This window comes from Pseudomonas laurentiana (assembly GCF_014648275.1).
Classification (GTDB): Bacteria; Pseudomonadota; Gammaproteobacteria; order Pseudomonadales; family Pseudomonadaceae; genus Aquipseudomonas; species Aquipseudomonas laurentiana.
On record NZ_BMQU01000005.1, the window covers coordinates 172,955 to 196,936 of the forward strand.

Genomic DNA, 23,982 nt, shown 5'->3' on the forward strand with positions numbered 1-23,982 from the left:
AAGCATCCGGGTGGGCGTGGCAAGCGCGTGGGAATGTGCCTATAATCGCGACCAATTTTTGGCCAAACATGGGGGCAATGCCCAATGAGCTACAGCAAGATTCCGGCTGGCAAAGACCTGCCGAACGACATCTACGTCGCCATCGAGATTCCAGCCAATCACGCGCCGATCAAATATGAAATCGACAAGGACAGCGACTGCCTGTTCGTCGACCGTTTCATGGCCACCCCAATGTTCTACCCGGCCAACTACGGTTTCATCCCGAACACCCTGGCTGACGACGGTGATCCGCTGGACGTGCTGGTTGTAACCCCGTACCCAGTCGCACCAGGTTCGGTCATCCGTGCCCGTCCGGTTGGCATCCTGAACATGACCGACGACGGCGGCGGCGACGCCAAAGTCATCGCCGTACCGCACGACAAACTGTCGCAACTGTACGTCGACGTCAAAGAGTACACCGACCTGCCAGCCCTGCTGCTGGAGCAGATCAAGCACTTCTTCGAGAACTACAAGGATCTCGAGAAAGGCAAATGGGTGAAGATCGAAGGCTGGGGCAACGCTGACGCTGCCCGCGCCGAAATCACCAAGGCCGTTGCTGCCTACAAAGGCTAAGCACCGCGCTCAACAAAAGGCCCCGCTCGCGGGGCTTTTTGCTGCCTGCGAAAATATCCTGAAAGTCGCAGCCTTGAGCGCCCCCTGTAGGAGCAGGCTTGCCTACGATGGCATCAGCGGGGTGTCAGCCAATACGCGGCGCATGTATCGCAGGTAAAACCAACACCTAGAGCCGCGAGAAACGTCCTGCAAATTCCTCGGAAAAACCCTTAACTCCGAGAAATTCTTCAACCCAATGTTTATATCCTGATCACGCCGAGCCCCGTAAAATCGGGCCTCATGAATACTTCTGGCAGCCGTTTGAAAGCCCTCCTGCGCGAGTGCAACCTGACCCCCTCCGACTTTGCCGCCCACCGCAAAGTGACACCGCAGCACGTCAACAACTGGTTCAACCGCGGCGTGCCGCTGGCACGTATCGACGAAATCGCAGAGCTTTTGTGCGTCTGCAGCAAATGGCTGCGCAGCGGTGAAGGGCCCAAGCATCCGCCACCCGCACCACGCGTGACCCCGACCGAGACCGAAGTCGAGCCACCCGACACCAGCCTGATGGCCGCACATAGAGAAGATGATGCGCGCCTGCCCTTCTACTGCGTGAAGGACAAACAGCTGAGCGTGATCACCGACCGCCACCTGCGCCTGCCCGCCTGCAGCCTGGAACGGCTTGGCGTCGACGCCGCACGGGCATTCTGCTTGAGCATGCCAGACACCAACATGGCGCCGCTGCTGTCACAGGGTGCGACCCTGGCAATCGACCGCAGCCTGACCCGTATCGTCGAAGGCGAACTCTACGCCCTGCTGCACAATGGCCGTCTGCGCATCCACACCCTCAGCCGACTGCGGGGTGGTGCCATCGCCCTGCACAACTACGACAACCGGCAATTCCCCAGCGAAAGCTACAGCCCGGCCCAGGCCAAAATGCAGCACCTGGAAATCCTCGGCTGGGTCTTCTGGTGGGGACAACGACGCACCGAACGGCCAGCCTAAAGCGCTCAAGGTGAATTTCCACTAGGCATCACGCGCCATTGCCAGTATGCTACGCCGCACATTTAGCCCCTGGCAGCCGAGCGCCTGCCAACGGGTTTGGCGACGCAATACATTCGCGTCCAGCCACCTTCGGCCCTCGCGCCGACGCAACGATTTGAAGGCGGTTGCGGCTTACCAAAAATAAGCCAAGACCGTCCCCGAGAAGCCGGCCACAAGCCGGCTTTTTAATGCCCGAAATCCCCCATCAAGACACACCGATCAATGCGGCGCCTTCTCCAGCGCTTCACGCAGTGCCGCCGCCGTGGCGTATTCCTGTTGCGCGACCAATCGGCCGTTGTCCAGTTGCAGCCACAGTACCTTGTCTTCGGCACCGGCATAACGGGTTGCCACGCGCGCGTCGCGGTCGAGGAGTACCCGGTAGTTGTAATCACGCATGGCGGGGATGGCGAACATTTTTGCGATCAGTGCAGGCATGCGCTGGATGTCGGCAACGAACACGGTATGTCGTGCTTCCAGATAGCCCTTGGGACGGTCTTGCAGGGCCTCTTTCACCAGTTTGGCGCCATCCATGCCACGGGCCACCAACAGGGTTCGGGTTTGATCATCGAGGCTGTAGGCCTGATCAAATTGATCGAGCAGGGTCCAGGGCGCCAGGCGCTCACCGACTTCGACCGCCTGGGCCAACAATGGCAACAGGCTCAACAGCAGAACCGACAGATATCTCACAGCACACCTCGTTGTAGTGGTTGCACAGCCAGGCCCGCAGTCTACACCGCCGCGCATGCACCTAGCCTTTCACGCATACCACTTGTCGCAGGGTATGCACCACTTCCACCAGATCACGCTGGGCCTGCATGACTGCGTCGATATCCTTGTAGGCCATGGGGATCTCATCGATCACGTCTTTGTCTTTGCGGCACTCGACGTGCGCGGTGGCACGCACCTGATCCTGGACGGTGAAGCGCTTCTTCGCCTGGGTGCGACTCATCACGCGCCCCGCACCGTGGCTGCAGGAGCAGAACGCTTCTTCGTTACCCAGCCCGCGGACGATGAAGCTGCGTGCGCCCATCGACCCTGGAATGATCCCCAATTGGCCTTTTTGTGCAGAAACCGCGCCTTTGCGGGTGACCAACACCTCATGACCAAAGTGCTGCTCCTTCTGCACGTAGTTGTGGTGACAGTTCACCGCTTCAAGGTTGGCGTCGAAGGGTTTGCTGATCACCTTACGCGCGGCTTCGATCACCGCGTGCATCATCAGCGCTCGGTTCTGTCGGGCAAAATCCTGGGCCCATTCCACGGCTTCGACGTAGTCGTGGAAATGCCGGCTGCCGTCCTCGAAGTAGGCCAGGTCTTTGTCCGGCAGATTGGCGATATGCTGGCGCATATCGGCTTGGGCCAGTTCGATGAACAGGTTGCCGATGGCGTTACCCACCCCACGCGAACCGCTGTGCAGCATGAACCAGACGCGATTGCTCTCGTCCAGGCATACCTCGATGAAATGGTTGCCTGTGCCCAAGGTTCCCAGGTGCTGACGGTTGTTGGTGCGCTCCAGCTTCGGGTACTTGTCGGTGATGGCCTTGAACCGGCCAGCCAGTGCCCGCCAGGCATGATCGGCCACGCCGGGGACGGTGTCCCAGGCGCCTTGATCGCGTCGGCCGAAGGTCTTGCCGTGCGGTACCGCCTTTTCGATGGCCGTACGCAAGCCGTGAAGGTTGTCCGGCAGGTCTGCTGCCTGCAATGAAGTGCGTGCGGCGATCATCCCGCAGCCAATGTCCACGCCTACCGCTGCCGGAATGATCGCTCCAAGGGTAGGAATCACACTGCCGATGGTCGAGCCTTTGCCCAGATGGACATCCGGCATCACCGCCAGGTGCTTGAAGATGAACGGCAGTTTGGCGGTGTTGATCAACTGCTGCCGCGCCTCCTCCTCCACCGGCACGCCCTGGGTCCAGAGCTTGATCGGTTTGCCGTTGGCGACTTCGAGGATGTTCATGGTTTTCATCTGGCGGCCTTGCTGCATGGCGGGTTACTCAAGCTTCACCACACCATTCAACACCGGATACCGCCCACCGCACACTGAAATCTGATCGTCAGCGAGGGCTTCACTGCAACCCGAGCTGCCCACGCAGGAAGTCGTACAGACCAGACGCACTTTTGCGGTAACCCTCGGCGGATAAATGCACCAGATCGTTACGGGCCAGGCCTTCAGCCTGCCAGTTGACGATCGAGCAGGGGCCACCCATGTACGCCTGCCAATCCCAGAACAGGCCGTTGAACTGCTTGGCGGCCTGACGCTGGATACGGATGATCTGGGCCAACGGTTGCGGCTGACGGGCGGCACAGGTACGCGCCTTGCGCTGCTTGATCGAGTCCGGTGGGCCGACCAACAGAATGGCGGCACGCGGCATGTTGCGGCGCAACTCGGCCAAGGTCTGGTTCAGATGGTCACGGTACTGGTTCAAGTCGAGCGTGTCGTCGAAGGCTTCGTTGGTACCGTAAGCCAGAATGATCAAATCCGGACGCAGCGCCTTGAAACTCTCCTGCCAGCCGGGCTGCCACTTATCCACAACATCCAGCCGCGCGCCGTTGATCCCCAGGGCGGAATAGGTCACACCGGCATTCTTCTGGCCCTGAATGTACCAGCCGCCCAGCGCCACATCCTTGCGGTTGCTCAAGGTGAGGTCCAACGGCAAGCTGACACTGTTAAACACCGGGCTGAAACGCCACTGCCCATTGGTTGCCGCCAGCAGACGCCGGTTCTGGGTAGTGCCATCGCGGGCGAGCAATGTCGTGTTGGCCGTTGAGGTGTAAAGGGCCGACACGCGGTAACGCTGGGTCGTGGGCTCACGCGCTTCGATGCGTACGGCTGCGTTGGCCGTCAGCGGTAATGACAGGTAACCGCCCAAGGGAAACTGGGTGTTTTGCTGGTTCCGCGCCGAAACCAGCTCCCACTGCCGCTTGGCCGCTTTGAGGATCACCGTCTCATAGCGCGTCCCTGGTACCGGCGAGCCTGCGACGAGGCCGATACCGCCATCACCATACTGGGCCTGTAACAGGCGACGCATTTCCCCGCTGAACAGGTCGGCCGCAGTGTGTGAGTCACCCAGTTGAACGATGTTGATGGGGGTGCGGTTTGCGCTGCGGAACTTGCCCGCCAACAGTGCCAGATTGCCGTTTGCAGGGGCCTGAGCCGCTTTTTGAGGCACCTGAAGTGGACGCGCTGCCGGCCCATTGACCGCCGCGACCGGGCTACAGCCCGGCAACGCGCAGATCAGTGCCACCAGGGCCAGGATGTTGTGCAATCGACGCATTTCAGTGTCCCGTCACGGTCAAGCCTGGGAAGGTGATCATTGACAACACTTGCTGTGCAATGAGCTTCTGCCCGGTGGGGGTAAAGTGAATGCCGTCATCAACTCGGGTCTTGACCCGTTTGCCCTGGTCATCCTGCAAGGTATAGGAAAACTCATCAGCCTTGTAACCCAACACGCCGTTGGCAGAGACGTAATGCTGCTGGTAGCGCTTGGTCTGGGTTTCATAGAGCGTGCTCAAGTAGGCCATGGCACTGGACAGCTTGGTTTTCTGCATGTTCGGCGGGCCAACCCAAATCACTTGCACATCATGCGCGCGCGCCTGCTCAAGAATCGAGTCGATACGCTGCCGGTACTGCTCCTCCCACTCGGCGGTTTTAAAGCGCAGGAACGGCTTACCTTTGGCGACCGGCATGTCCCAAGGATCATTCGGCCCAAGGAACACGACCATCAGGCGAATGTTCGGCTGGCTCTGCAAGGTATTGGCCACCGTCTGTGGCCAGTTGAAAAAGCCCGGATAGGCAAGCCCGGTGCTCTGCTTGCTGAGGTTGACGCTCTTGATCTGGTAGCGCTTGTGCAAGGTATTGGCCAGGTGTGGCGCCACCCCTTGCATCAGCGAATCGCCGACCAGAAAGACTTCATCGCCCGCCGACAGGGTCACCGGCATGGGTTGTATTGGCTGCGGAATGGGCGCAGGCAATGGCGTCGCCGCCACCTTGGCCGACTTGGCGACCTCATGCACGGGGGCAACATGCACCGGGGCCGCATGCTTGCCGTCCAGCTTCACCGGCACGACAGGCGCAGAGGCAGGCATCGTCATTGTTTCACTAGCGGGAGCCTGCGCCACCATTGCTGGTGGATCAGATTGGGTCAGGCTTTCGATAACGCTGTCGCGGGCATTGCCCATGGCCTGAGTCAGGTTGCTTCCCATCCGCCAGGCCGAACTCTGACCCAGTAATGGCAGCTCACAGCCCTGGTGGTACTTCTGCTCGCAATAAAGGCGGATCGAGTCCTGGTTGAACCAGAACAACAGCAAGGTCGTCACCACAATGGCATACAGTACCCTGGCCGCGCCCACCTGCGTCTCGAACAGCTTGCTGGCACTAGAAACTTGCATAGATGAACCCCGGAACGCCCGATTGCGATGCAAAGATGACCAAGGAAATAAATACCCCCAATGGCACGGGGTACAACTGCCAAGGCAAGCGCGTGGTCGCGGCGAACAACTGGCGCAGACGCTCAACCAGTTGCCGGTAGACAGCGATGTACAGCACGCAGGCCAGCAGCAAGGCACCTGTCGGCGAGAACAACGCTTCCAGACGCAAGCCAGCGATACCGGCAAGCATGTCCTTGGCATCATCGAGGCTGGCACAACGGAAGAAAATCCAGGCAAAAGCAACATAGTGGAAGGTCAGCAATCGCGCGGCGATCCCCGCGCCAGGCCAACGCATGGGCTGTGGCAACCAATAGGTCGACGCCTTGTACAGCGCCAACCCCAGACCGTGCAGCGCGCCCCAGATAATGAAATTGATGCTCGCGCCATGCCAAAGCCCGGAGATCAGCATGGCTAGCAGCATGTTCAGGTTGCCGCGCCAGACACCCTGACGGTTACCGCCCAACGGGATGTACACGTAGTCGCGGATAAAGGTCGACAGGCTGATGTGCCAGCGGCCCCAGAATTCCTTCAGGTTGTTCGCGGCATAGGGCGCATTGAAGTTGTCCGGCAAACGGAAGCCCAACAACAAGGCAATACCTGTTACCAGGTTGGTGTAGCCACTGAAGTTGAAGTAGATCAGAAAGCTGTAGCCATAGACGCTGAGCAGAATCTGCTCAGCCGAGTAGCTGCTCGGTGTCTCGAAGACCGGGTCAACCCACTCACTGGCCAGCCAGGCGCTGAAGAAGAACAGCTTCACCACCGCTAATGCAATCAGCCCCAACGCGCGTTGCGGTTCCAGCACCTGACGCATCTGCCCGGCCTGGATCTGCGGCAACATGTGCGCGGCACGGTTCACCGGCCCAGCAATCAGGCTCGGGAAGAACGCCAGGTACAGGGCCAGGTCAAGCACAGGAGCGGGAGCCATCTCGCGACGGTTGATCGATACCAGGTAGCTGACCGAATGGAAGGTATAGAAGGACAGGCCAATAGGCAGCAGGACTTCCAGAATGGGCAGCGACACGTCGAGCCCGGCACTGGCCAGCGCCGACTGAACGCCACCGACGAAGAACTCCTGGTACTTGAACAGGTAGAAACACCCCAGCACCAGCAGCGCAACCAGCCCGTAACTGAAGCGTCGTCCCGGATACCGCGCCCCCAGTAACCCCAGCAGATAGACCAGTGCGGTGTATCCCAACAGGATATAAAGAGAGTTCAGACTGAAGCTGGCGACAAGGCCATAACTGGCGGCCAGCAGCATGGCGTTCTGCAAGCGAACGCTCCAGCAGAGGCTCCAGTAGATAGCGAAAAACAGGATGAAGCAGAGGCCGAACTCGATCGAAAGGAAGCTCACAACGTAGTCCATTACGCGACATCAGGAAGGGAGGGCCTTGCCGGGCAACGCCACAGCGCAAAGCGGCGGCAATTATGGCAGAGAGCCACAAGCCCTCACAATGACAGGCTCGCAGAAAAAGCAAGATAGTGGACAAAGGCTTTATGCAACAGAATGCGACGAAAGATCATCGGCACTGATTTGCTCCCCCTGCCCTGCTCTGCTAGTGTCGCGCCGTTTAAACCGCCACAGAGACAGCCGCCATGGCCCGAAAAAAAGCCGCCGTTGATTTCGAGCAATCCCTCGCCGACCTGCAAGCCCTGGTCGAACGGCTGGAGAACGGCGAACTGTCGCTGGAAGACTCGCTGACCGCCTTCGAACAAGGTATCCGTCTGACCCGTGACTGCCAGGGCGCCCTGGCACAGGCCGAGCAGAAAGTGCAGATCCTCCTCGAACGCGATGGTGAGCTGGCCGCCGAACCCTTCAGCGCAGAGCAGCCGGAATGATCGCCCGCTACCAAGCCACCTGCCAGGCCCGTGTCGATGCGGCGCTGGAACAGTTGTTTGTCGCCCCTTCAGCCGAACTCACCCGTCTCTACGCCGCCATGCGCTATAGCGTAATGAACGGTGGTAAACGGGTCCGCCCGCTGCTCGCCTATGCCGCCTGCGAAGCCCTGGGGGCTGCAGCCGAGCAGGCTAACGGTGCGGCCTGTGCGGTTGAACTGATCCATGCCTATTCACTGGTTCACGATGACCTGCCGGCCATGGACGACGACGACCTGCGCCGGGGCCAGCCGACGACCCACAAAGCGTTCGATGAAGCCTGCGCGATCCTGGCCGGCGATGGCCTGCAAAGCCTGGCTTTCAGCGCCTTGCTCGACCCGCGCCTGAGCCCGCAGAGCGACAGCAACCGCCTGGCTATGGTCCAGACCCTGGCCCTGGCTGCCGGCCCGGCCGGGATGGTCGGTGGCCAAGCCATCGACCTGGGTTCCGTGGGCCTGAAACTTGACCAGCAAGCGCTTGAATTCATGCACCGGCACAAGACCGGTGCCCTGATCGAAGCCAGCGTGCGCCTTGGCGCCCTGGCCAGCGCCCGCGCAAGCAGCGCCGATCTGGACGCCTTGCAGCGCTATGCCCAAGCGATCGGCCTGGCGTTCCAGGTGCAGGACGACATTCTCGACGTCGAAAGCGATACTGCCACCCTCGGTAAACGCCAAGGCGCGGATATCGCCCGCGACAAACCGACCTATCCGGCGCTGCTGGGCCTGGATGCTGCCAAGGCCTACGCATTGGAACTGCGTGATCATGCCCTGGAGGCGCTGGATGCTTTCGATGGCGCAGCCGAGCCTCTGCGCGATCTGGCCCGCTACATCGTAGAACGTAAGAACTGAGTGCAGCCCCTGTAGGCGTCGGCCTTGCCAGCAGTAAGACACATTGCCGGCAGGACCGACGCCGGTGGCAGACGATGCACAGGTGTCGCAGAAGCACCACGCAATGGGCAGTCATCACCGCAATAAGGTAAACTGCCGCCTCTCCACACCTATAACGATTCGCCTGATGCCCACGACGTTTCAAGAGATTCCCCGCGAACGCCCGGTCACGCCGCTGCTCGACCGTGCTGATACGCCCGCTGGCCTGCGCCGGCTGGCTGAAGCCGATCTGGAGAGCCTGGCCGACGAACTGCGCCAGGAGCTGCTCTATACCGTTGGTCAGACCGGCGGGCATTTCGGTGCCGGCCTGGGCGTCATCGAGCTGACGATTGCCCTGCACTACGTCTTCGACACCCCGGATGACCGGCTGGTGTGGGACGTTGGTCATCAGGCCTATCCGCACAAGATCCTCACCGGTCGACGCAAGCGCATGAGTACTCTGCGCCAAAAGGATGGTATCGCTGCCTTCCCGCGTCGTGCCGAGAGTGAGTACGACACCTTTGGCGTCGGCCACTCCAGCACCTCGATCAGCGCCGCACTGGGCATGGCGATCGCCGCCCGCCTGCAGAATGAACCGCGCAAATCCATCGCCGTGATCGGTGACGGTGCACTGACTGCCGGCATGGCTTTCGAAGCGCTGAACCATGCGCAGGAAGTCAATGCTGACATGCTGGTGATCCTCAACGACAACGACATGTCGATTTCGCGCAATGTCGGCGGCCTGTCCAACTACCTGGCGAAGATCCTTTCCAGCCGCACCTACGCCAGCATGCGCGAAGGCAGCAAAAAAGTGCTGTCGCGCCTTCCCGGCGCCTGGGAAATTGCCCGCCGCACCGAAGAGTATGCCAAGGGTATGCTGGTGCCAGGCACCCTGTTCGAGGAGCTCGGCTGGAACTATATCGGCCCGATCGACGGCCACGACCTGCCGACCCTGATCGCCACCCTGCGCAACATGCGCGACCTCAAGGGACCACAGTTTCTGCACGTGGTCACCAAGAAAGGCAAAGGTTTCCGGCCGGCCGAAGTCGATCCAATCGGTTACCACGCGATCACCAAGCTTGAGCCCGTCGACGCACCGACTGCCGCACCGAAGAAAGCCAGTGGGCCGAAGTATTCGGCGGTGTTCGGCCAGTGGCTATGCGACATGGCCGAAGCCGATCAACGCCTGGTTGGCATCACGCCGGCCATGAAAGAAGGCTCGGATCTGGTGGCCTTCAGCGAACGCTACCCGGCGCGCTACTTCGATGTCGCCATCGCTGAGCAACACGCCGTTACCCTGGCCGCCGGCATGGCCTGCGAGGGCACCAAGCCAGTCGTCGCGATCTACTCGACCTTCCTGCAGCGCGCCTATGACCAACTGATCCATGACGTTGCGGTACAGAACCTCGACGTATTGTTCGCCATCGACCGCGCCGGCCTGGTCGGCGAAGACGGCCCGACCCACGCAGGCAGCTTTGACCTGTCGTTCCTGCGCTGCATCCCCGGCATACTGGTGATGACCCCAAGCGACGAGAACGAACTGCGCAAGATGCTCAGCACGGGCTACCTGTACAACGGCCCGGCGGCGGTGCGTTACCCGCGCGGCACCGGCCCGAACACGCCCATTGAGAGCGACCTTGAGCCGCTGGAAATCGGCAAGGGTGTCGTACGCCGTCAAGGCAGCAACGTCGCATTGCTGGTCTTCGGTGTACAGTTGGCCGAAGCACTCAAGGTGGCTGAACAGCTCGATGCCACCGTCGTCGACATGCGTTTCGTCAAGCCGCTGGATGAAGCCTTGGTGCGCGAAATGGCGAACCAGCATGCACTGCTGGTGACCATCGAAGAGAACGCCATCATGGGTGGCGCTGGCGCGGCGGTCAGCGAGTTCCTGGCCCGCGAAAACCTGCTCAAACCGATCCTTCACCTGGGCCTGCCTGACATTTATGTCGAGCATGCCAAGCCGGCACAAATGCTTGCCGAATGCGGTCTGGATGCGGCGGGAATCGAAGCGGCGGTCCGTCAACGCCTGCAACTGTTGGGCCTTTGACTGCTCGCCGGTATGGCAGGCCCCCACAGGAGCCCGCCATGCCGGCAACACGACCTACAGCCTGTCAGCCCAGTTGACGCGGAATACGGTAGAGGTAGAGCACGACCACGCTTGAGACCGCCAACAGAATCTGCGGCACAGCCTCCAGGCCAACAAACACCGACACGGCAGCAAGCCAGGCAGGCAAGCAGGCATAGAGCATGGCTACTCGACGTACGCGAGCCAGCTCAATCCAGGCCGCGGACTCAGCCTCGCTATTCAATGCCTTCTCCGTCGCAATCAGCCCATGCTTGTAAGCACCGAAGCGCGGCAGGCTGAGGAACATCGAAGAAACACTGACGATGAACATCGGCATGGCGAGGATTGGCAGCAATGCCTCGCGATCACCAAACGCCCAATTGAAGACAAACACTGGCACCAGTGCAATCAGCAGGTGCTGCCACCAGGCGATGCTGAGACGGCGACGAACCTGAGCGCGAGTCACGCGCGACCGACCTCGCCCTGATGCTCATTGCCCATCATGTGGCCAAGTTTGCCGGCCTTGGTGGCCAGGTAGTGTTTATTGTGAGGGTTGTGGCCGGTGTGCAACGGCACACGTTCAGCGACGACAATACCCATTGCTGTGAGCGCTTTCACCTTGCGTGGGTTATTGGTCATCAGGCGCAGCGACTTCACCCCCAGATGCTCAAGCATCGGCAGGCAGATGCCGTAATCACGCTGATCGGCAGCAAAACCCAGACGCTCATTGGCCTCGACGGTGTCGGCACCACCATCCTGAAGTTCGTAAGCGCGAATTTTGTTCAACAAACCAATGCCGCGACCTTCCTGGCGCAAGTACAGCAAAACGCCGCGCCCCTCATGAGCGATGGCCTGCAGCGCGGCTTCCAGCTGCGAACCGCAATCGCAGCGCTGGCTGAACAGCGCATCGCCCGTCAGGCACTCGGAGTGCAGGCGTCCCAATACCGGCGCGCCATCGGCCACATCACCCAGACTGAGCACCACGTGCTCGCGACCGGTGGCCTCATCGAGAAAACCATGCATGGTGAAAGTGGCAAAGGGTGTAGGCAGCTTGGAGGCAGCAACGAAAACGACGGGCACCTTGTGCTCCTGAAATCACGTGAATATTTGGCGTGGGCTGGATTGTAACAGCAGCGTGGCGTAGGTGCTTATGCTGAATTTTCGTACAGACATATCGAAAAGTTCGATGCGCCTGCCGATCTTCATAAGCGCCCTAGAACGGATACGGTTGCTGCCAGCGCGTGAATATTTCGCGCAACTGCCCACTCGGCACCAGTTCGTCCATGCGCTGATCGAATATCGCCTTGAGAGCCCGCCCTTCAGGGGTTTTTGCAAATGCCAGGTACAACGGCAATTCAGCCAGATGAGTACGACGAAATAGCGACGGATCCGGTGCCTGCGCCAACACGTAATCGACCTCGGTCAGGGCATCGATGTAAAAATCGACTCGACCATACTCAAGCATCGGCAGAATCCCCTCACGACGCTGCACCTCGCGGTAACGGTCAACATAGGGCAGATAACTATTGAAATCATAGCCACGCACCCAAGCCAATCGGAACTGTCCCAGGGTTTCCTGGGTAGGTACTGGTCGACTAGCCAAGCCCAGGGCATAGATATGGTCCAGGTCGAAATGCCAGCGCGGGTAAGTATTATCAGCGTTTTCTTCGTGATAGGAGCCGACCCAGGCATCTGCTTCACCACGCTTGACCAGCCCGATGGCCCGGCTGTAAGGCACACTGACCGCCTTGACCTTCACACCCGCAGGCTCGAACACCTTGCGCAGTACCTCCCACGCCAATCCTGTGCCGTCAGCATTGGTGTAGTCGAGCCAGACCTCACTGGCCAAGCGCGCCTGCAAGGGTTTTGTCGGCACGGGTTCTGCTGCCCACACCACACCGACAGCCAAGAGCAGCACCAGCAGCAACCATCGGCATCCCTGCATCGCCCTATCCTCTTAAGTAAAGCTCCATACCAGCCCTTGCATCGTCAGCCAGGCAAACACACCGGCAAGCACATCATCGAGCATGATGCCGACACCTCCATGCACATGCCGATCAAGCCAACTGATTGGCCACGGCTTGAGGATGTCAAAGAAGCGGAACACCAAGAACCCGATCAGCAGCCAGTACCAACCTTGCGGCACCAGCCACAGGGTTATCCACATGCCCACCATCTCGTCCCAGACGATACCTTCATGGTCATGCACACGTAAATCACTGGCAACCTTACCGCACAGCCAGAAGCCAAACAGCATGGTCAGGCCCAACATCAGCCAATAACCCCAGTCTGGCAGCATTTGCCACAACGGCATGAACGGCAAGGCGACCAACGAGCCCCAGGTCCCTGGCGCCTTGGGCAAGGTACCCGAGCCGAAGCCGAATGCCATGAAATGCCAAGGGTTGCGCCAGACCGAAGGCGGAACAGGCTTCACCTGATTACGGTGATCGGTCACGGTCTCTCCCTAATCCCTAAAATGTTGATAACCCCGTACAGCCGGGGTGATGTCGCGCCCTTCCCGATCATGCAAGCTGACACCTGAGCCAACCTCGACCCTGCCAACCACATGGATCGGCCATCCAGCGGCCAGTAACCCCGGGAGCTCGGCGCCTGGAAGTGTGAACGCCAGCACATAGTCGTCGCCACCGGTCAATGCGGCGAGGCGCGCATCTTCCAGGCCCAAAAAGCTTTGCAAAGCCTGGCTGACCGGCAGTGAGTCCTTCTGCAAGCGCAGCGCCACCTTCGATGCCGTGGCAATGTGCCCGCAATCAGCGAGCAAACCGTCGGAGATATCCAGCGCTGAAGACGCCTTGCCACGCAACGCCTGGCCAAGTGCCAATTGCGGCGCTGGCGACCAGTAGTGCGCCAGCAGCGGCGCGGCCACCGACGGCTCAGCCTGGCGCTCTGCCAGCACCAGCGGCAAAGCACCGGCGGCATTGCCCAGCTCGCCGCCGACACACACCAGGTCACCGGGGCGTGCGCCAGAACGGGTCAGCGCCTGCCCTGCCGGCACCCGACCGAACACCGTCATGGTCAGGCTCAACGGGCCACGGGTGGTGTCGCCACCGACCAGGCTCATGTTGCACTGCCTGGCCATGCTATTAAGGCCTTCCGCATAGGCACGCAACCAGTCAGCCGAGGTATCCGGCAGGGTCAGGGCAAGGGTAAAGGCAAGGGGCGTGGCCCCCATCGCCGCCAAGTCGCTGGCGGCAACGGCCAGCGAACGCTGGCCAAGCAGGAACGGGTCGCTGTTGTGTGGAAAATGCACACCGACGACCAGCGTGTCGGTAGACACCGCCAACTGCTCGCCCGCAGGCAAGGCCAGCAGGGCGCAGTCGTCGCCGATGCCCAAGGCAACCCCTTCGCCACCTTGCGCACACGGCGCGGCAGCGAAGTAGTGGCGGATCAGCTCAAACTCACCCATCGGCCAGCAGCGCCGCGATCAGCGCTTGTATGCCCGTACTTCGGCTTCGCGAAGCCGTGGAGCCAGCTTGTCGAGCACACCGTTGACGAACTTGTGGCCATCGGTGGCGCCAAAGACCTTGGCCAACTCGACACCTTCGTTGATCACAACGCGAAACGGCACGTCGACACGCTTGATGAACTCCCAGGTGGACAGGCGCAACACTGCCAGTTCCACTGGATCGAGCTCTTCGAGCGGCAGGTCCAGGCAGGGTGCCAGAGCCTTGTCGATTTCTTCCTTCATGACCGGAACCCCGTGCAGGATTTCACGGAAGTAGGCGCCATCGACATCGCTGAAATCGTTATCGACCCGGAATTGCGCTTCAATCTCGTTCAGCGATTGCTTGGCCATATGCCATTGGTACAGGGCCTGAGTCGCGAGCTGACGGGCTTCACGACGCTTGGCACTTTTCGATGGCTTGCCAGCATCCGCAGGTTTTGGATCGCGCGGGTTGAAACGATCGCTTTCGTCGCTAATCACTTGGCCTCCAACTGCGCCAGCAGGCTGACCATTTCCAGGGCGGACAGGGCTGCTTCAGCGCCCTTGTTGCCGGCCTTGGTACCGGAACGCTCGATGGCTTGTTCGATCGAGTCGACAGTCAAGACACCGAAAGACACCGGTACGCCGAACTCCATGGACACCTGGGCCAGGCCCTTGGTGCACTCGCCAGCCACGTATTCGAAATGCGGAGTACCGCCACGAATCACCGCGCCCAGGGCGATGATGGCCGCGTATTCACTTTGCTGAGCGACTTTCTGTGCTACCAGCGGGATCTCGAATGCACCCGGGGCACGGATGATGGTGATGTCGCTTTCGCTGACGCCGTGGCGAACCAGGGCATCAACGGCGCCGCTCACCAGGCTTTCGACGACGAAGCTGTTGAAGCGGCCAACCACCAAAGCATAGCGACCTTTGGGGGCGATGAAGGTACCTTCAATGGTCTTCAGAGTCATTCCGGGATTCTCATCTTAAAGAGCCAGGCCGCAACGACGCGGCCTGTGGGAGGTTTGGTCACGAACACACAGGGCAGCAAACGCCTGCTTTATTCGGAGGGCACGTATTCTACAACTTCCAGATCGAATCCGGATATCGCATTAAATTTCATCGGCGAACTCATCAGGCGCATTTTGCGTACGCCGAGGTCCCGGAGAATCTGCGAACCCGCACCCACGGTGCTGTAAGTCGTTGGGGTTTTCACCTGAGCACTGTCGGCTGTCTCACGGATATGTGCCAGCAGCACATCACCGTCCAGCGGGTGACCAAGCAACAACACCACACCACTGCCAGCCTCCGCCACCGCGCTCATTGCAGCACGCAGGCTCCAGCGGCCGGGCTGCTTGACCATCAGCAGGTCACGCAGCGGGTCCATGTTGTGCACCCGGACCAGGGTCGGTTCTTCCGCACAGATCTTGCCCAAGGTCAGCGCCAGGTGCACATCACCCTCGACCGAGTCACGGTAGGTGACCAGGTTGAATTGGCCCAATTCGCTGTCCAGCGGCTGCTCGGAAATCCGCTGAATGGTACGTTCGTGGATCATCCGGTAGTGAATCAGATCAGCGATGGTGCCGATCTTGATGCCGTGCTCGGCGGCAAACGCTTCCAGCTCCGGACGACGGGACATGGTGCCGTCGTCGTTCATGACTTCGCAGATCACGCCGCTTGGTTCAAAACCGGCCATACGCGCCAGATCACATGCCGCCTCGGTATGGCCTGCACGGGCCAGCGTGCCGCCGGATTGCGCCATCAGCGGGAAAATGTGGCCTGGGCTGACGATGTCTTCGGCCTTGGCATCGCGTGCGGCAGCAGCTTGCACGGTGCGTGCACGGTCGGCAGCGGAGATACCGGTGGTGACGCCTTCGGCCGCCTCGATCGAGACAGTGAACTTGGTACCGAAGCCCGAGCCATTACGCGGCGCCATCAACGGCAACTTGAGCAGCTCACAGCGCTCACGCGACATCGGCATGCAGATCAGGCCACGGGCGTGCTTGGCCATGAAGTTGATGTGTTCCGCCTTGCAGGCCTCGGCGGCCATGATCAGGTCGCCTTCGTTCTCGCGGTCTTCGTCATCCATGAGGATGACCATTTTGCCCTGGCGGATATCTTCAACCAGTTCTTCGATGCTGTTGAGCGCCACGCGGCACCCCCTTCTCATTCAGGATTTCAGGTAGCCGTTGGCGGCCAGGAAACTTTCAGTGATACCGCTGCCCTTGGTCGACTCGGCGGCTTTGTCGCCGAGCAACAGACGCTCCAGGTAACGGGCCAACAGGTCGACCTCAAGGTTGACCCGACGACCAGCGCGGTAGTCGGCCATGATGGTTTCGGCCAGGGTGTGAGGCACGATTGTCAGCTCGAACTCGGCGCCATCGACGGCATTCACCGTCAGGCTGGTACCGTCGACGGTAATCGACCCCTTGTGCGCAACGTACTTGGCCAGCTCCTTTGGCGCACGAACACGGAACTGGATGGCGCGAGCGTTATCGCTACGCGATATGATTTCGCCGACACCGTCGACGTGGCCGCTGACCAGATGACCACCCAATCGGGTCGTCGGCGTCAGGGCTTTTTCCAGGTTGACCCGGCTGCCGCTCTTGAGGTCGGAAAAGGCGGTGCAGTCCAGGGTTTCACGACTGACGTCGGCCCAGAAGCCATCACCTGGCAGCTCGACTGCCGTCAGGCAAACGCCATTCACCGCAATGCTGTCGCCAAGTTTCACATCACTCAGGTCAAGCTTGCCGGTCTCGACATAAACCCGTACATCGCCACCCTTTGGGGTCAACGAGCGGATGCTGCCGATAGATTCGATGATGCCTGTGAACATGAGTCCTCCTCGAGAACGGGCCGCGCGTGGCGCAAGCCGAAAATTATACGCCGGACGCCGGCACAGGGATCGCGGTGACTCGCCAGTCATCGCCAACCGCTCGCATTTCAGTGATTTTCAATGCTGGCGCCTCGCTCATGCGGGCCAGCGGCCAATCAAGCAGCGGCCTGGCGCTTGAACCAAGAAACTTGCCGGCAATGAACAGCTGATACTCATCCACCAGCCCGGACTGCGCAAAGGCCCCGGCAAGCCCGGGCCCCGCCTCGACCAATACCTCATTGACCCCACGTGCCGCCAGCTCAAGCAGCAGTGCACGCAGATCGACACGACCGTCCTGTCCCGGCAGTTGCAGCAGCTCAACACCGGCCTGTGCATAGCGTTCATCACCTGCGGCAGCGGTCGCCACCAGCGCCGGCCCTGCCTGATAGAACGAGGCCTCCAGCGGCAGGCGCAGACGCCCATCGATCAACACACGCAGCGGCTGGCGAGCCAGCGCCAACGCCGTATTTTCTGCGTCCAGCCCCAGCTCCTCAGCGCGAACAGTCATCCGGGCATTGTCCGCGATCACGCTTTCAGCGCTGGTCAGCACAACGCTTGAACGCGCCCGCAGGCGCTGCACAGCCGAGCGCGCAGCAGGGCCGGTGATCCACTGACTCTCGCCACTGGCCATGGCGGTGCGGCCATCGAGACTCATCGCCAGTTTGACCCGCACATAAGGCAGGCCGTGCTCCATACGCTTGAGAAAGCCCGGGTTCAACGCACGCGCCTCGGCCTCAAGCACCCCGCTGGACACTTCAATACCGGCATCGGCCAAGCGCTTCAGGCCTTGACCTGCAACCTGAGGATTGGGGTCCTGCATGGCCGCCACCACCCGCGCCACTCCCGCATTGACCAGCGCCTCGGCACAAGGCGGCGTACGCCCGTGATGGCTGCAGGGTTCAAGGGTGACATAGGCGCAGGCACCACGGGCCAATTCGCCCGCCTGGCGCAAGGCATGAACCTCAGCATGCGGCTCACCGGCGCGGACATGCCAGCCTTCCCCCACCACCTGGCCATCGCGCACGATCACGCAGCCAACGCGAGGATTGGGGTGGGTTGAGTACAGGCCCTTGCGCGCCAGCTCGAGGGCGCGGGCCATATAGTGAGCATCCAGCACAGCGCGTTCAGTGGGCATGATCACTCTTTAGCCGGCTCACGGGCCAGACGGTCAATCTCTTCACGGAATTCATCGAGGTCCTGGAAGCGTCGGTAGACCGAGGCAAAGCGGATGTAGGCGACCTCATCGAGCTTCTGCAGCTCAGCCATTACCAGTTCGCCCACAACCAGCGATTTGACTTCGCGCTCGCCGGTTGCCCGCAACTTGTGCTTGATGTGCGCCAGCGCGGCTTCCAGTCGCTCGACACTGACCGGGCGTTTTTCCAGCGCGCGCTGCATGCCGGCCCGCAGTTTGTCCTCATCAAACGGCTGGCGACTGCCATCCTGTTTGATCAAACGTGGCAGGACCAGTTCGGCGGTTTCAAAGGTAGTAAAGCGCTCACCGCAGGCAACGCATTCGCGCCGACGGCGCACTTGCTCACCCTCGGCGACCAGTCGCGAGTCGATGACTTTGGTGTCGTTGGCACCGCAGAAGGGACAGTGCATGGTGGCAGGCAACAAAAAAAGGGAGGGCCATGGTAGCGCATCTCACTGGCAAGACAAGCCAAAGGGTTTACCATCCAGTGAGGAAACCTCCTCAAGGAACCTCTCCATGCGCTTTCGAGCACTCATTCTGCTCAGTTTTGCCGGCCTGCTTGCCGCCTGCAGCAGCGATGCGCCCAAACAGATGCAAACAAACACCGCACCGACCACCAGCAAGCTGCCTGCGCCCCTTGGCCCTCTGCCGGCCTATCAGCGCGAACTCAGTGGCACCCTGCTGGATATCCCGGCCAACGCCGATGTCGAACTGGCGTTACTGGTCATTGATGAACGTGGACGTCCGCAGCGCTTGCTGGCCAGCAGCTCGCTTACAGGTAACGGCCAGGCACTGCCCTTCCATTTACGCTTCAATCCCGAAGCCTTCCCGAGTGGTGCGCGTGTTGAACTACGCGGTCGCGCCAGCCAGTCGGGGCAACTGATCCTGCACTTGCCGGCGCTGCGGGTTACCCAGGCAACAACCCAGGCCACGGGGCCCCTGCGCTTCGAGAAGGCGCCATGACAGCAGCACCGTCATCGCTTCAAGGGGCGTTAAGTGAACTGCTCGGCGATGCGCGCCTGGTAGCCAGTCCTCTGCCGGGCAGCGACCTGAAACTCTGGCTCATCGATGCGGACAATATGGACCGCGCCTTCAGTCCCGAAGAAACCCGACGCATCCTCCATGAGCCTCCTTACTGGAGCTTCTGTTGGGCCAGCGGCCTGGCCATGGCGCGCTACTTGTGTGAACGACCTGAATGGGTTGAAGGCAAGCGCGTACTCGACTTCGGCGCAGGTTCTGGCATTGCAGGTATTGCCGCAGCCAAGGCCGGCGCCCTTGAAGTGGTGGCGTGCGACCTTGACCCACTGGCCCTGGATGCCTGCCGGGCCAACGCTGAACTGAACGGGGTGAGCCTGAATTACTCGGCTGATTTCTTTGCCGAAGCAGACCGCTTCGACCTGATTCTGGTCGCCGACGTGCTCTATGATCGGGCCAACCTGCCGCTACTCGATGAATTCCTCAGCCGCGGCCGCGAAGCCTTGGTAGCCGACTCCAGAGTGCGTGACTTCAGCCACCCGCTGTATCAATCACTGGGCGTCCTCGAAGCCCTGACCTTGCCTGACCTGGCGGAGCCTCACGAATTCCGCCGGGTCAGCCTGTACCATGCCAGCCGCGAGCCTTTATAGTGATGTCATTCAAGGATTTGCGAGAGTCGCGATGAGTCAAGAAACGCCGTACATTTTCGACGCCAGCGCTGCCAACTTCGATCAGCTGGTGATCGCCAACTCCCATCATAAGCCGGTACTGGTGGATTTCTGGGCCGAATGGTGTGCGCCGTGCAAAGCGCTGATGCCGCTGCTTGCACAAATCACCGAGAGCTATCAGGGCGAATTGCTGCTGGCCAAGGTCAACTGTGACATCGAGCAGGACATCGTTGCACGCTTCGGCATCCGTAGCCTGCCGACCGTAGTGCTGTTCAAGGATGGCCAGCCGGTTGATGGCTTCGCTGGTGCCCAGCCTGAGTCGGCAATCCGTGCCCTACTTGAACCCCATGTACAAATGCCGCCTCCACCAGCAGCCGACCCGCTGGAGCTGGCCCAGGCACTGTTTGCTGAAGGACGCTTTGGTGATGCCGAGGCTACGCTCAAGGCGCTGCTCACTGAAGACAACAGCAACGCAGGCGCATTGATTCTCTACGCCCGCTGCCTGGCCGAGCGCGGGGAACTGGGCGAAGCCCAGACGGTCCTCGATGCGGTGAAAAGCGATGAGCACAAGGCCGCACTGGCCGGTGCCAAAGCTCAGTTGACCTTCCTCCGGCAGGTTACAGACCTGCCCGACGCAGCCACGCTGAAGACACGTCTGGCGCAGAATGCCGGGGACGATGAAGCGCTTTACCAACTGGCCATACATCAACTGTCGCGCCAGCAGTACGAAGCGGCGCTAGAGGCATTGCTGAAACTGTTCGTGCGCAACCGTGGCTATGACGGTGGCGTGCCGCACAAGACATTGCTGCAGGTGTTCGACCTGCTGGGCAATGATCACCCGCTGGTAGGCACCTACCGACGCAAGCTGTTTGCAGCACTGTACTGAGCATCGTTTCAGGTATCAGCGTATTGCCGGTCCCTGCACACGCTGCAGGGACCGGACGCTTATCCAAGCCAACGATACACCGGCGCATCCGCCCCGCTTTCAACCTTCACCTGCGCACTATGGCGCAAGCGCACCAACAGACGCTTGCCCGCCGCAGCACTGCCGGCAAGCGCGGCCAGCGCCTCCAACAACTCTGGCCCATTGAGCTGCCCTGCCTGACGCAACAAGGTCAGCGCCGCTTGCCACTGCACATCATCCGGACGCGCGCCCGGCGTGCTGGTTTCAGTTGGCGAAGCGACCGGCAAAGCGCGCTCCACGTGCCCACCCAACTGCGCCCACTCGGCCGGATCAAGCTCCAGCGTCAGGTCCACCGGCCATTCACCAATATGCCCTCGAATACGCACACACCTCTCCTCCAAGCCTTCTGATAGCCCATGCTCCCATGGCGACAGGCTGTCGCCAAGCACGCTGGCAACCACCCAATAATTTGTTATAACATTGCGCTTTAAGCCTCGCCTCTACGGAGACCGTTCCATGCGCCGTCTGCTGCTTGCCTTGCCGTTTGCCCTGCTGCCTCTCGCGACAGCTCACGCCGAGAAAGACCATGATCATGCCCATGGCAGCCTTGATGCCCACGAGCACGGTGTGGCCCATCTCAATGTCGTGCTTGACGACAAGACGCTTGAGTTGGAACTGGAAAGCCCGGCCATGAATCTGGTGGGCTTTGAGCATGCCGCCAGCAGCCCAGCCGACAAGGCCAAGGTCGCCGACGTCCGCAAGCAACTGGAACAACCATTGACGCTGTTTGGCTTGGCCAGTGCGGCGCAGTGCACGGAAACCGACGAAGCCCTGGAAAGCCCCTTGTTCGATGATGCGACGTCCGACGATCACCACGCGGCTCACGAACACAGCGAGATCCACGCCCATTACCAACTGACCTGCGAGCAACCAGGCAAGCTGGCCGAGCTGGATCTCGGCCCACTGTTCAAGGCCTTCCCCGCTACTCAGAAAATCACCGTGCAATTGATTGGCCCCAATGGCCAGAAAGGCCTGGAAGCGACCCCGAACAAGGCGACGGTTGCCTTCTGAATGCGCCAGCCACTGATCGAGTTAACAGACCTGACCTTCGCCTGGCCAGGCCATCCACCGTTGCTGGATATCCCGGCCTTCCATTTGGAAGCGGGTGAGTCGTTGTTCCTCAAAGGCCCCAGTGGTAGCGGCAAGACCACCCTGCTCGGCCTGCTCGGTGGCGTACAGCAACCTGACCGCGGCAGCATTCGCCTGCTCGGCCAGACGCTGGGCACACTCAAGCAAGGCGCCCGCGATCGCTTTCGTGTTGACCACACGGGCTACATCTTCCAGCAGTTCAACCTGTTGCCGTTTCTCTCGGTCCGCGAAAACGTCGAGCTGCCCTGCCGCTTCTCCAAGGCTCGAGCAGCCAAGGCCTGTGAGCGTTACGGCAGTGTCGATCAGGCCGCCGCCAGCCTGCTGGCTCACTTGGGTTTGAAAGACCCTGCCTTGTTGATGCGTCGGGCCGACAGCCTGTCGATCGGCCAGCAGCAACGAGTCGCGGCAGCCCGTGCGCTGATTGGCCAGCCCGAACTGGTCATCGCCGACGAGCCAACCTCTGCCCTTGACGCGGACAGTCGTGAGGCCTTTATCCGCCTGCTGTTCAGCGAGTGCCACACAGCGGGATCAAGCTTGCTGTTCGTCAGCCACGACCAGAGCCTGGCGCCCTTGTTCGACCGCCACCTGTCATTATCCGAACTCAACCGTGCGGCCCGTCCGGCCAATGATCTGGAGGCCTGATGTACCTGTTACGCCTTGCACTGGCCAGCTTGGCCAATCGGCGCTTCACTGCCTTCCTGACGGCCTTCGCCATTGCTCTGTCCGTGTGCCTGCTGCTGGCAGTGGAACGCGTACGTACTGAAGCCCGGGCCAGCTTTGCCAGCACTATCAGTGGCACCGACCTGATCGTCGGCGCACGCTCCGGCTCGGTGAACCTGTTGCTGTATTCAGTGTTTCGCATCGGCAATGCCACCAACAACATTCGCTGGGACAGTTTCGAGCATTACGCCAGCGACCCGCGGGTGAAATGGGCGATTCCGATCTCCCTGGGTGACTCGCACCGTGGCTACCGCGTGATGGGCACGTCCCAGGCTTACTTTGAACACTACCAGTACGGCCACAAACAATCCTTGCAACTGGCTCAAGGGCGCGCCTTTGCCAACGACCCATTTGAAGTGGTGCTGGGTGCCGAAGTCGCGCAGGCTCTGCATTACACACTGGGCGACAAGCTGGTACTGGCTCACGGCGTGGCGGCAATAAGCCTGGTCAAACATGACGACAAGCCGTTCACAGTGGTCGGTATCCTGCAAAGGACCGGCACACCGGTAGACCGCACACTGCACATCAGCCTCGGCGGCATGGAAGCGATCCACGTTGACTGGCACAACGGTGTTCCCGCGCGCGGGGCCGGCCGTGTAAGCGCTGACCAGGCGCGCAACATGGACCTGACGCCCAGCGCCATCACCGCGGTCATGCTCGGCCTTAACAACAAGATCGCCACCTTTACCCTGCAGCGTGAGATCAATGACTACCGTAATGAGCCCTTGCAGGCCATTTTGCCAGGCGTTGCCCTGCAGGAGCTGTGGAGCCTGATGAGCACTGCCGAGCAGGCACTGTTCGTGGTGTCCCTGTTCGTCGTACTGACCGGCCTGATCGGCATGCTGACCGCCATTCTCACCAGTTTGAACGAACGTCGCCGGGAAATGGCCATACTGCGCTCAGTGGGTGCCCGCCCCTGGCACATCGCCGGTCTGCTGGTGCTGGAAGCCTTTGCACTGGCGGTTGCGGGCATACTCGCAGGCCTGTCCCTGCTTTACCTCGGAATCGCACTGGCCCAAGGGTATGTGCAGGCCAATTACGGCCTCTACCTGCCACTGGCTTGGCCCAGCAGCCACGAATGGACATTGCTGGCAATCATTCTGGGCGCCGCGCTGTTGATGGGCAGTGTGCCCGCCTGGCGTGCCTACCGACAGTCGCTGGCTGATGGCTTGTCGATCCACTTATGAGACC

28 protein-coding genes are annotated in these 23,982 nt (G+C 60.8%); 11 read left to right on the plus strand and 17 right to left on the minus strand.

Translation table 11 applies throughout. From position 1 onward, the window contains the following. Positions 1-84: 84 nt before the first annotated feature. Together ppa and IE038_RS07385 are read left to right on the plus strand one after the other, a co-directional pair. Positions 85-612: an inorganic diphosphatase gene (ppa, locus tag IE038_RS07380; protein ID WP_163938791.1), complete on the plus strand. Its 528-nt coding sequence runs from the start codon at positions 85-87 to the stop codon at positions 610-612. Positions 613-891: 279 nt separating this feature from the next. Continuing rightward, complete coding sequence (locus IE038_RS07385) at positions 892-1,596, plus strand: LexA family transcriptional regulator (RefSeq protein WP_189395398.1); 705 nt, start codon at positions 892-894, stop codon at positions 1,594-1,596. A 258-nt stretch (positions 1,597-1,854) separates the two neighbouring features. Here the strand turns inward: IE038_RS07385 and IE038_RS07390 are convergent, their stop codons facing one another. The 5 genes from IE038_RS07390 to IE038_RS07410 all read right to left on the minus strand — a co-directional run bounded on the left by IE038_RS07390 (position 1,855) and on the right by IE038_RS07410 (position 7,411). Beyond that, positions 1,855-2,322, minus strand: a complete 468-nt coding sequence (locus IE038_RS07390; RefSeq protein WP_163938789.1) for an FAD/FMN-containing dehydrogenase — start codon at positions 2,320-2,322, stop codon at positions 1,855-1,857. 61 nt (positions 2,323-2,383) lie between these two features. Next, positions 2,384-3,598, minus strand: a complete 1,215-nt coding sequence (locus IE038_RS07395) for an RtcB family protein (protein WP_163938815.1) — start codon at positions 3,596-3,598, stop codon at positions 2,384-2,386. 100 nt (positions 3,599-3,698) lie between these two features. Beyond that, the gene (locus IE038_RS07400; RefSeq protein WP_189395399.1) at positions 3,699-4,907 is read right to left on the minus strand and encodes an SGNH/GDSL hydrolase family protein; all 1,209 of its coding nucleotides are present in this window, start codon (positions 4,905-4,907) and stop codon (positions 3,699-3,701) included. Between the two features lies 1 nt (position 4,908). After that, positions 4,909-6,021, minus strand: coding sequence for an SGNH/GDSL hydrolase family protein (locus IE038_RS07405; protein WP_163938785.1), 1,113 nt, complete (start codon positions 6,019-6,021; stop codon positions 4,909-4,911). Next, positions 6,008-7,411: an MBOAT family O-acyltransferase gene (locus tag IE038_RS07410; RefSeq protein ID WP_229775640.1), complete on the minus strand. Its 1,404-nt coding sequence runs from the start codon at positions 7,409-7,411 to the stop codon at positions 6,008-6,010. The genes IE038_RS07405 and IE038_RS07410 overlap by 14 nt, the downstream gene beginning before the upstream one ends. 242 nt (positions 7,412-7,653) lie before the next feature. Here IE038_RS07410 and IE038_RS07415 point away from each other — a divergent pair, with 242 nt between their 5' ends. The 3 genes from IE038_RS07415 to dxs all read left to right on the plus strand — a co-directional run bounded on the left by IE038_RS07415 (position 7,654) and on the right by dxs (position 10,845). After that, positions 7,654-7,896 carry an exodeoxyribonuclease VII small subunit gene (locus tag IE038_RS07415; RefSeq protein WP_065759159.1) on the plus strand — a complete coding sequence of 81 codons (243 nt, stop codon included), beginning with the start codon at positions 7,654-7,656 and terminating at the stop codon, positions 7,894-7,896. Further along, positions 7,893-8,780, plus strand: coding sequence for a (2E,6E)-farnesyl diphosphate synthase (gene ispA / locus IE038_RS07420; protein ID WP_189395400.1), 888 nt, complete (start codon positions 7,893-7,895; stop codon positions 8,778-8,780). The genes IE038_RS07415 and ispA overlap by 4 nt, the downstream gene beginning before the upstream one ends. Before the next feature lie 166 nt (positions 8,781-8,946). After that, a complete protein-coding gene (dxs, locus tag IE038_RS07425) occupies positions 8,947-10,845 on the plus strand; it encodes a 1-deoxy-D-xylulose-5-phosphate synthase (protein WP_189395401.1) in 1,899 nt (632 codons plus the stop codon). Positions 10,846-10,909: 64 nt separating this feature from the next. On the opposite strand, the gene IE038_RS07430 is transcribed toward dxs, so the two are convergent. From IE038_RS07430 to nrdR, 11 genes are all read right to left on the minus strand, one after another. Next, entirely contained in the window at positions 10,910-11,329 is a 420-nt protein-coding gene (locus IE038_RS07430) for an MFS transporter (protein WP_189395402.1), read from the minus strand. After that, complete coding sequence (ribA, locus tag IE038_RS07435) at positions 11,326-11,943, minus strand: GTP cyclohydrolase II (protein ID WP_163937354.1); 618 nt, start codon at positions 11,941-11,943, stop codon at positions 11,326-11,328. The genes IE038_RS07430 and ribA overlap by 4 nt, the downstream gene beginning before the upstream one ends. A 133-nt stretch (positions 11,944-12,076) precedes the next feature. After that, positions 12,077-12,808, minus strand: coding sequence for a substrate-binding periplasmic protein (locus tag IE038_RS07440; protein ID WP_163937351.1), 732 nt, complete (start codon positions 12,806-12,808; stop codon positions 12,077-12,079). 12 nt (positions 12,809-12,820) lie between these two features. Next, positions 12,821-13,318: a phosphatidylglycerophosphatase A family protein gene (locus tag IE038_RS07445; protein WP_163937348.1), complete on the minus strand. Its 498-nt coding sequence runs from the start codon at positions 13,316-13,318 to the stop codon at positions 12,821-12,823. 9 nt (positions 13,319-13,327) lie between these two features. Further along, positions 13,328-14,287 (minus strand): thiamine-phosphate kinase, encoded by a 960-nt coding sequence (thiL, locus tag IE038_RS07450; RefSeq protein ID WP_163937346.1) that lies wholly within the window; start codon positions 14,285-14,287, stop codon positions 13,328-13,330. A gap of 18 nt (positions 14,288-14,305) precedes the next feature. Beyond that, positions 14,306-14,806, minus strand: a complete 501-nt coding sequence (nusB, locus tag IE038_RS07455; RefSeq protein ID WP_065759167.1) for a transcription antitermination factor NusB — start codon at positions 14,804-14,806, stop codon at positions 14,306-14,308. Next, the gene (gene ribH / locus IE038_RS07460; protein WP_065759168.1) at positions 14,803-15,279 is read right to left on the minus strand and encodes a 6,7-dimethyl-8-ribityllumazine synthase; all 477 of its coding nucleotides are present in this window, start codon (positions 15,277-15,279) and stop codon (positions 14,803-14,805) included. Before ribH ends, nusB begins: the two co-directional genes overlap by 4 nt. An 89-nt stretch (positions 15,280-15,368) precedes the next feature. Then, complete coding sequence (gene ribBA, locus IE038_RS07465) at positions 15,369-16,460, minus strand: bifunctional 3,4-dihydroxy-2-butanone-4-phosphate synthase/GTP cyclohydrolase II (RefSeq protein ID WP_163937343.1); 1,092 nt, start codon at positions 16,458-16,460, stop codon at positions 15,369-15,371. Positions 16,461-16,478: 18 nt separating this feature from the next. Further along, entirely contained in the window at positions 16,479-17,144 is a 666-nt protein-coding gene (locus tag IE038_RS07470) for a riboflavin synthase (RefSeq protein WP_163937341.1), read from the minus strand. A gap of 43 nt (positions 17,145-17,187) precedes the next feature. Beyond that, a complete protein-coding gene (gene ribD, locus IE038_RS07475) occupies positions 17,188-18,318 on the minus strand; it encodes a bifunctional diaminohydroxyphosphoribosylaminopyrimidine deaminase/5-amino-6-(5-phosphoribosylamino)uracil reductase RibD (protein ID WP_163937338.1) in 1,131 nt (376 codons plus the stop codon). 2 nt (positions 18,319-18,320) lie between these two features. Beyond that, on the minus strand, positions 18,321-18,785 hold the full coding sequence (gene nrdR, locus IE038_RS07480; RefSeq protein WP_065759210.1) for a transcriptional regulator NrdR: 465 nt from the start codon (positions 18,783-18,785) through the stop codon (positions 18,321-18,323). A gap of 106 nt (positions 18,786-18,891) precedes the next feature. Between nrdR and IE038_RS07485 the strand changes: the two genes are divergently transcribed. From IE038_RS07485 to trxA, 3 genes are read left to right on the plus strand one after another with little or no spacing between them, the layout of a single operon-like run. Beyond that, on the plus strand, positions 18,892-19,338 hold the full coding sequence (locus IE038_RS07485; protein ID WP_163937335.1) for a YbaY family lipoprotein: 447 nt from the start codon (positions 18,892-18,894) through the stop codon (positions 19,336-19,338). Further along, positions 19,335-20,000 carry a class I SAM-dependent methyltransferase gene (locus IE038_RS07490; RefSeq protein ID WP_163937332.1) on the plus strand — a complete coding sequence of 222 codons (666 nt, stop codon included), beginning with the start codon at positions 19,335-19,337 and terminating at the stop codon, positions 19,998-20,000. The genes IE038_RS07485 and IE038_RS07490 overlap by 4 nt, the downstream gene beginning before the upstream one ends. A gap of 31 nt (positions 20,001-20,031) precedes the next feature. Then, complete coding sequence (trxA, locus tag IE038_RS07495; RefSeq protein WP_163937329.1) at positions 20,032-20,904, plus strand: thioredoxin; 873 nt, start codon at positions 20,032-20,034, stop codon at positions 20,902-20,904. Positions 20,905-20,963: 59 nt separating this feature from the next. Here the strand turns inward: trxA and IE038_RS07500 are convergent, their stop codons facing one another. Then, positions 20,964-21,308 carry a hypothetical protein gene (locus tag IE038_RS07500; RefSeq protein ID WP_163937326.1) on the minus strand — a complete coding sequence of 115 codons (345 nt, stop codon included), beginning with the start codon at positions 21,306-21,308 and terminating at the stop codon, positions 20,964-20,966. Positions 21,309-21,438: 130 nt separating this feature from the next. Between IE038_RS07500 and IE038_RS07505 the strand changes: the two genes are divergently transcribed. From IE038_RS07505 to IE038_RS07515, 3 genes are read left to right on the plus strand one after another with little or no spacing between them, the layout of a single operon-like run. Further along, positions 21,439-21,993 (plus strand): DUF2796 domain-containing protein, encoded by a 555-nt coding sequence (locus tag IE038_RS07505; protein WP_163937324.1) that lies wholly within the window; start codon positions 21,439-21,441, stop codon positions 21,991-21,993. Next, positions 21,994-22,713, plus strand: coding sequence for an ABC transporter ATP-binding protein (locus tag IE038_RS07510; RefSeq protein ID WP_163937321.1), 720 nt, complete (start codon positions 21,994-21,996; stop codon positions 22,711-22,713). Further along, on the plus strand, positions 22,713-23,978 hold the full coding sequence (locus tag IE038_RS07515) for an ABC transporter permease (protein WP_163937318.1): 1,266 nt from the start codon (positions 22,713-22,715) through the stop codon (positions 23,976-23,978). The genes IE038_RS07510 and IE038_RS07515 overlap by 1 nt, the downstream gene beginning before the upstream one ends. Positions 23,979-23,982: the final 4 nt, after the last annotated feature.

What these genes read in the sequence shown, in the direction of transcription:
- IE038_RS07485 (WP_163937335.1), top strand. Translation starts at nt 18,892, where the DNA reads ATGCGCTTTCGAGCACTCATTCTGCTCAGTTTTGCCGGCCTGCTTGCC.
- ribH (WP_065759168.1), bottom strand. Translation starts at nt 15,279, where the DNA reads ATGACTCTGAAGACCATTGAAGGTACCTTCATCGCCCCCAAAGGTCGC.
- IE038_RS07395 (WP_163938815.1), bottom strand. Translation starts at nt 3,598, where the DNA reads ATGAAAACCATGAACATCCTCGAAGTCGCCAACGGCAAACCGATCAAG.
- nrdR (WP_065759210.1), bottom strand. Translation starts at nt 18,785, where the DNA reads ATGCACTGTCCCTTCTGCGGTGCCAACGACACCAAAGTCATCGACTCG.
- IE038_RS07510 (WP_163937321.1), top strand. Translation starts at nt 21,994, where the DNA reads ATGCGCCAGCCACTGATCGAGTTAACAGACCTGACCTTCGCCTGGCCA.
- dxs (WP_189395401.1), top strand. Translation starts at nt 8,947, where the DNA reads ATGCCCACGACGTTTCAAGAGATTCCCCGCGAACGCCCGGTCACGCCG.
- IE038_RS07490 (WP_163937332.1), top strand. Translation starts at nt 19,335, where the DNA reads ATGACAGCAGCACCGTCATCGCTTCAAGGGGCGTTAAGTGAACTGCTC.
- IE038_RS07415 (WP_065759159.1), top strand. Translation starts at nt 7,654, where the DNA reads ATGGCCCGAAAAAAAGCCGCCGTTGATTTCGAGCAATCCCTCGCCGAC.
- IE038_RS07440 (WP_163937351.1), bottom strand. Translation starts at nt 12,808, where the DNA reads ATGCAGGGATGCCGATGGTTGCTGCTGGTGCTGCTCTTGGCTGTCGGT.
- IE038_RS07405 (WP_163938785.1), bottom strand. Translation starts at nt 6,021, where the DNA reads ATGCAAGTTTCTAGTGCCAGCAAGCTGTTCGAGACGCAGGTGGGCGCG.
- IE038_RS07470 (WP_163937341.1), bottom strand. Translation starts at nt 17,144, where the DNA reads ATGTTCACAGGCATCATCGAATCTATCGGCAGCATCCGCTCGTTGACC.
- thiL (WP_163937346.1), bottom strand. Translation starts at nt 14,287, where the DNA reads ATGGGTGAGTTTGAGCTGATCCGCCACTACTTCGCTGCCGCGCCGTGT.
- IE038_RS07505 (WP_163937324.1), top strand. Translation starts at nt 21,439, where the DNA reads ATGCGCCGTCTGCTGCTTGCCTTGCCGTTTGCCCTGCTGCCTCTCGCG.
- IE038_RS07400 (WP_189395399.1), bottom strand. Translation starts at nt 4,907, where the DNA reads ATGCGTCGATTGCACAACATCCTGGCCCTGGTGGCACTGATCTGCGCG.
- IE038_RS07385 (WP_189395398.1), top strand. Translation starts at nt 892, where the DNA reads ATGAATACTTCTGGCAGCCGTTTGAAAGCCCTCCTGCGCGAGTGCAAC.
- ppa (WP_163938791.1), top strand. Translation starts at nt 85, where the DNA reads ATGAGCTACAGCAAGATTCCGGCTGGCAAAGACCTGCCGAACGACATC.
- trxA (WP_163937329.1), top strand. Translation starts at nt 20,032, where the DNA reads ATGAGTCAAGAAACGCCGTACATTTTCGACGCCAGCGCTGCCAACTTC.
- IE038_RS07515 (WP_163937318.1), top strand. Translation starts at nt 22,713, where the DNA reads ATGTACCTGTTACGCCTTGCACTGGCCAGCTTGGCCAATCGGCGCTTC.
- ispA (WP_189395400.1), top strand. Translation starts at nt 7,893, where the DNA reads ATGATCGCCCGCTACCAAGCCACCTGCCAGGCCCGTGTCGATGCGGCG.
- ribD (WP_163937338.1), bottom strand. Translation starts at nt 18,318, where the DNA reads ATGCCCACTGAACGCGCTGTGCTGGATGCTCACTATATGGCCCGCGCC.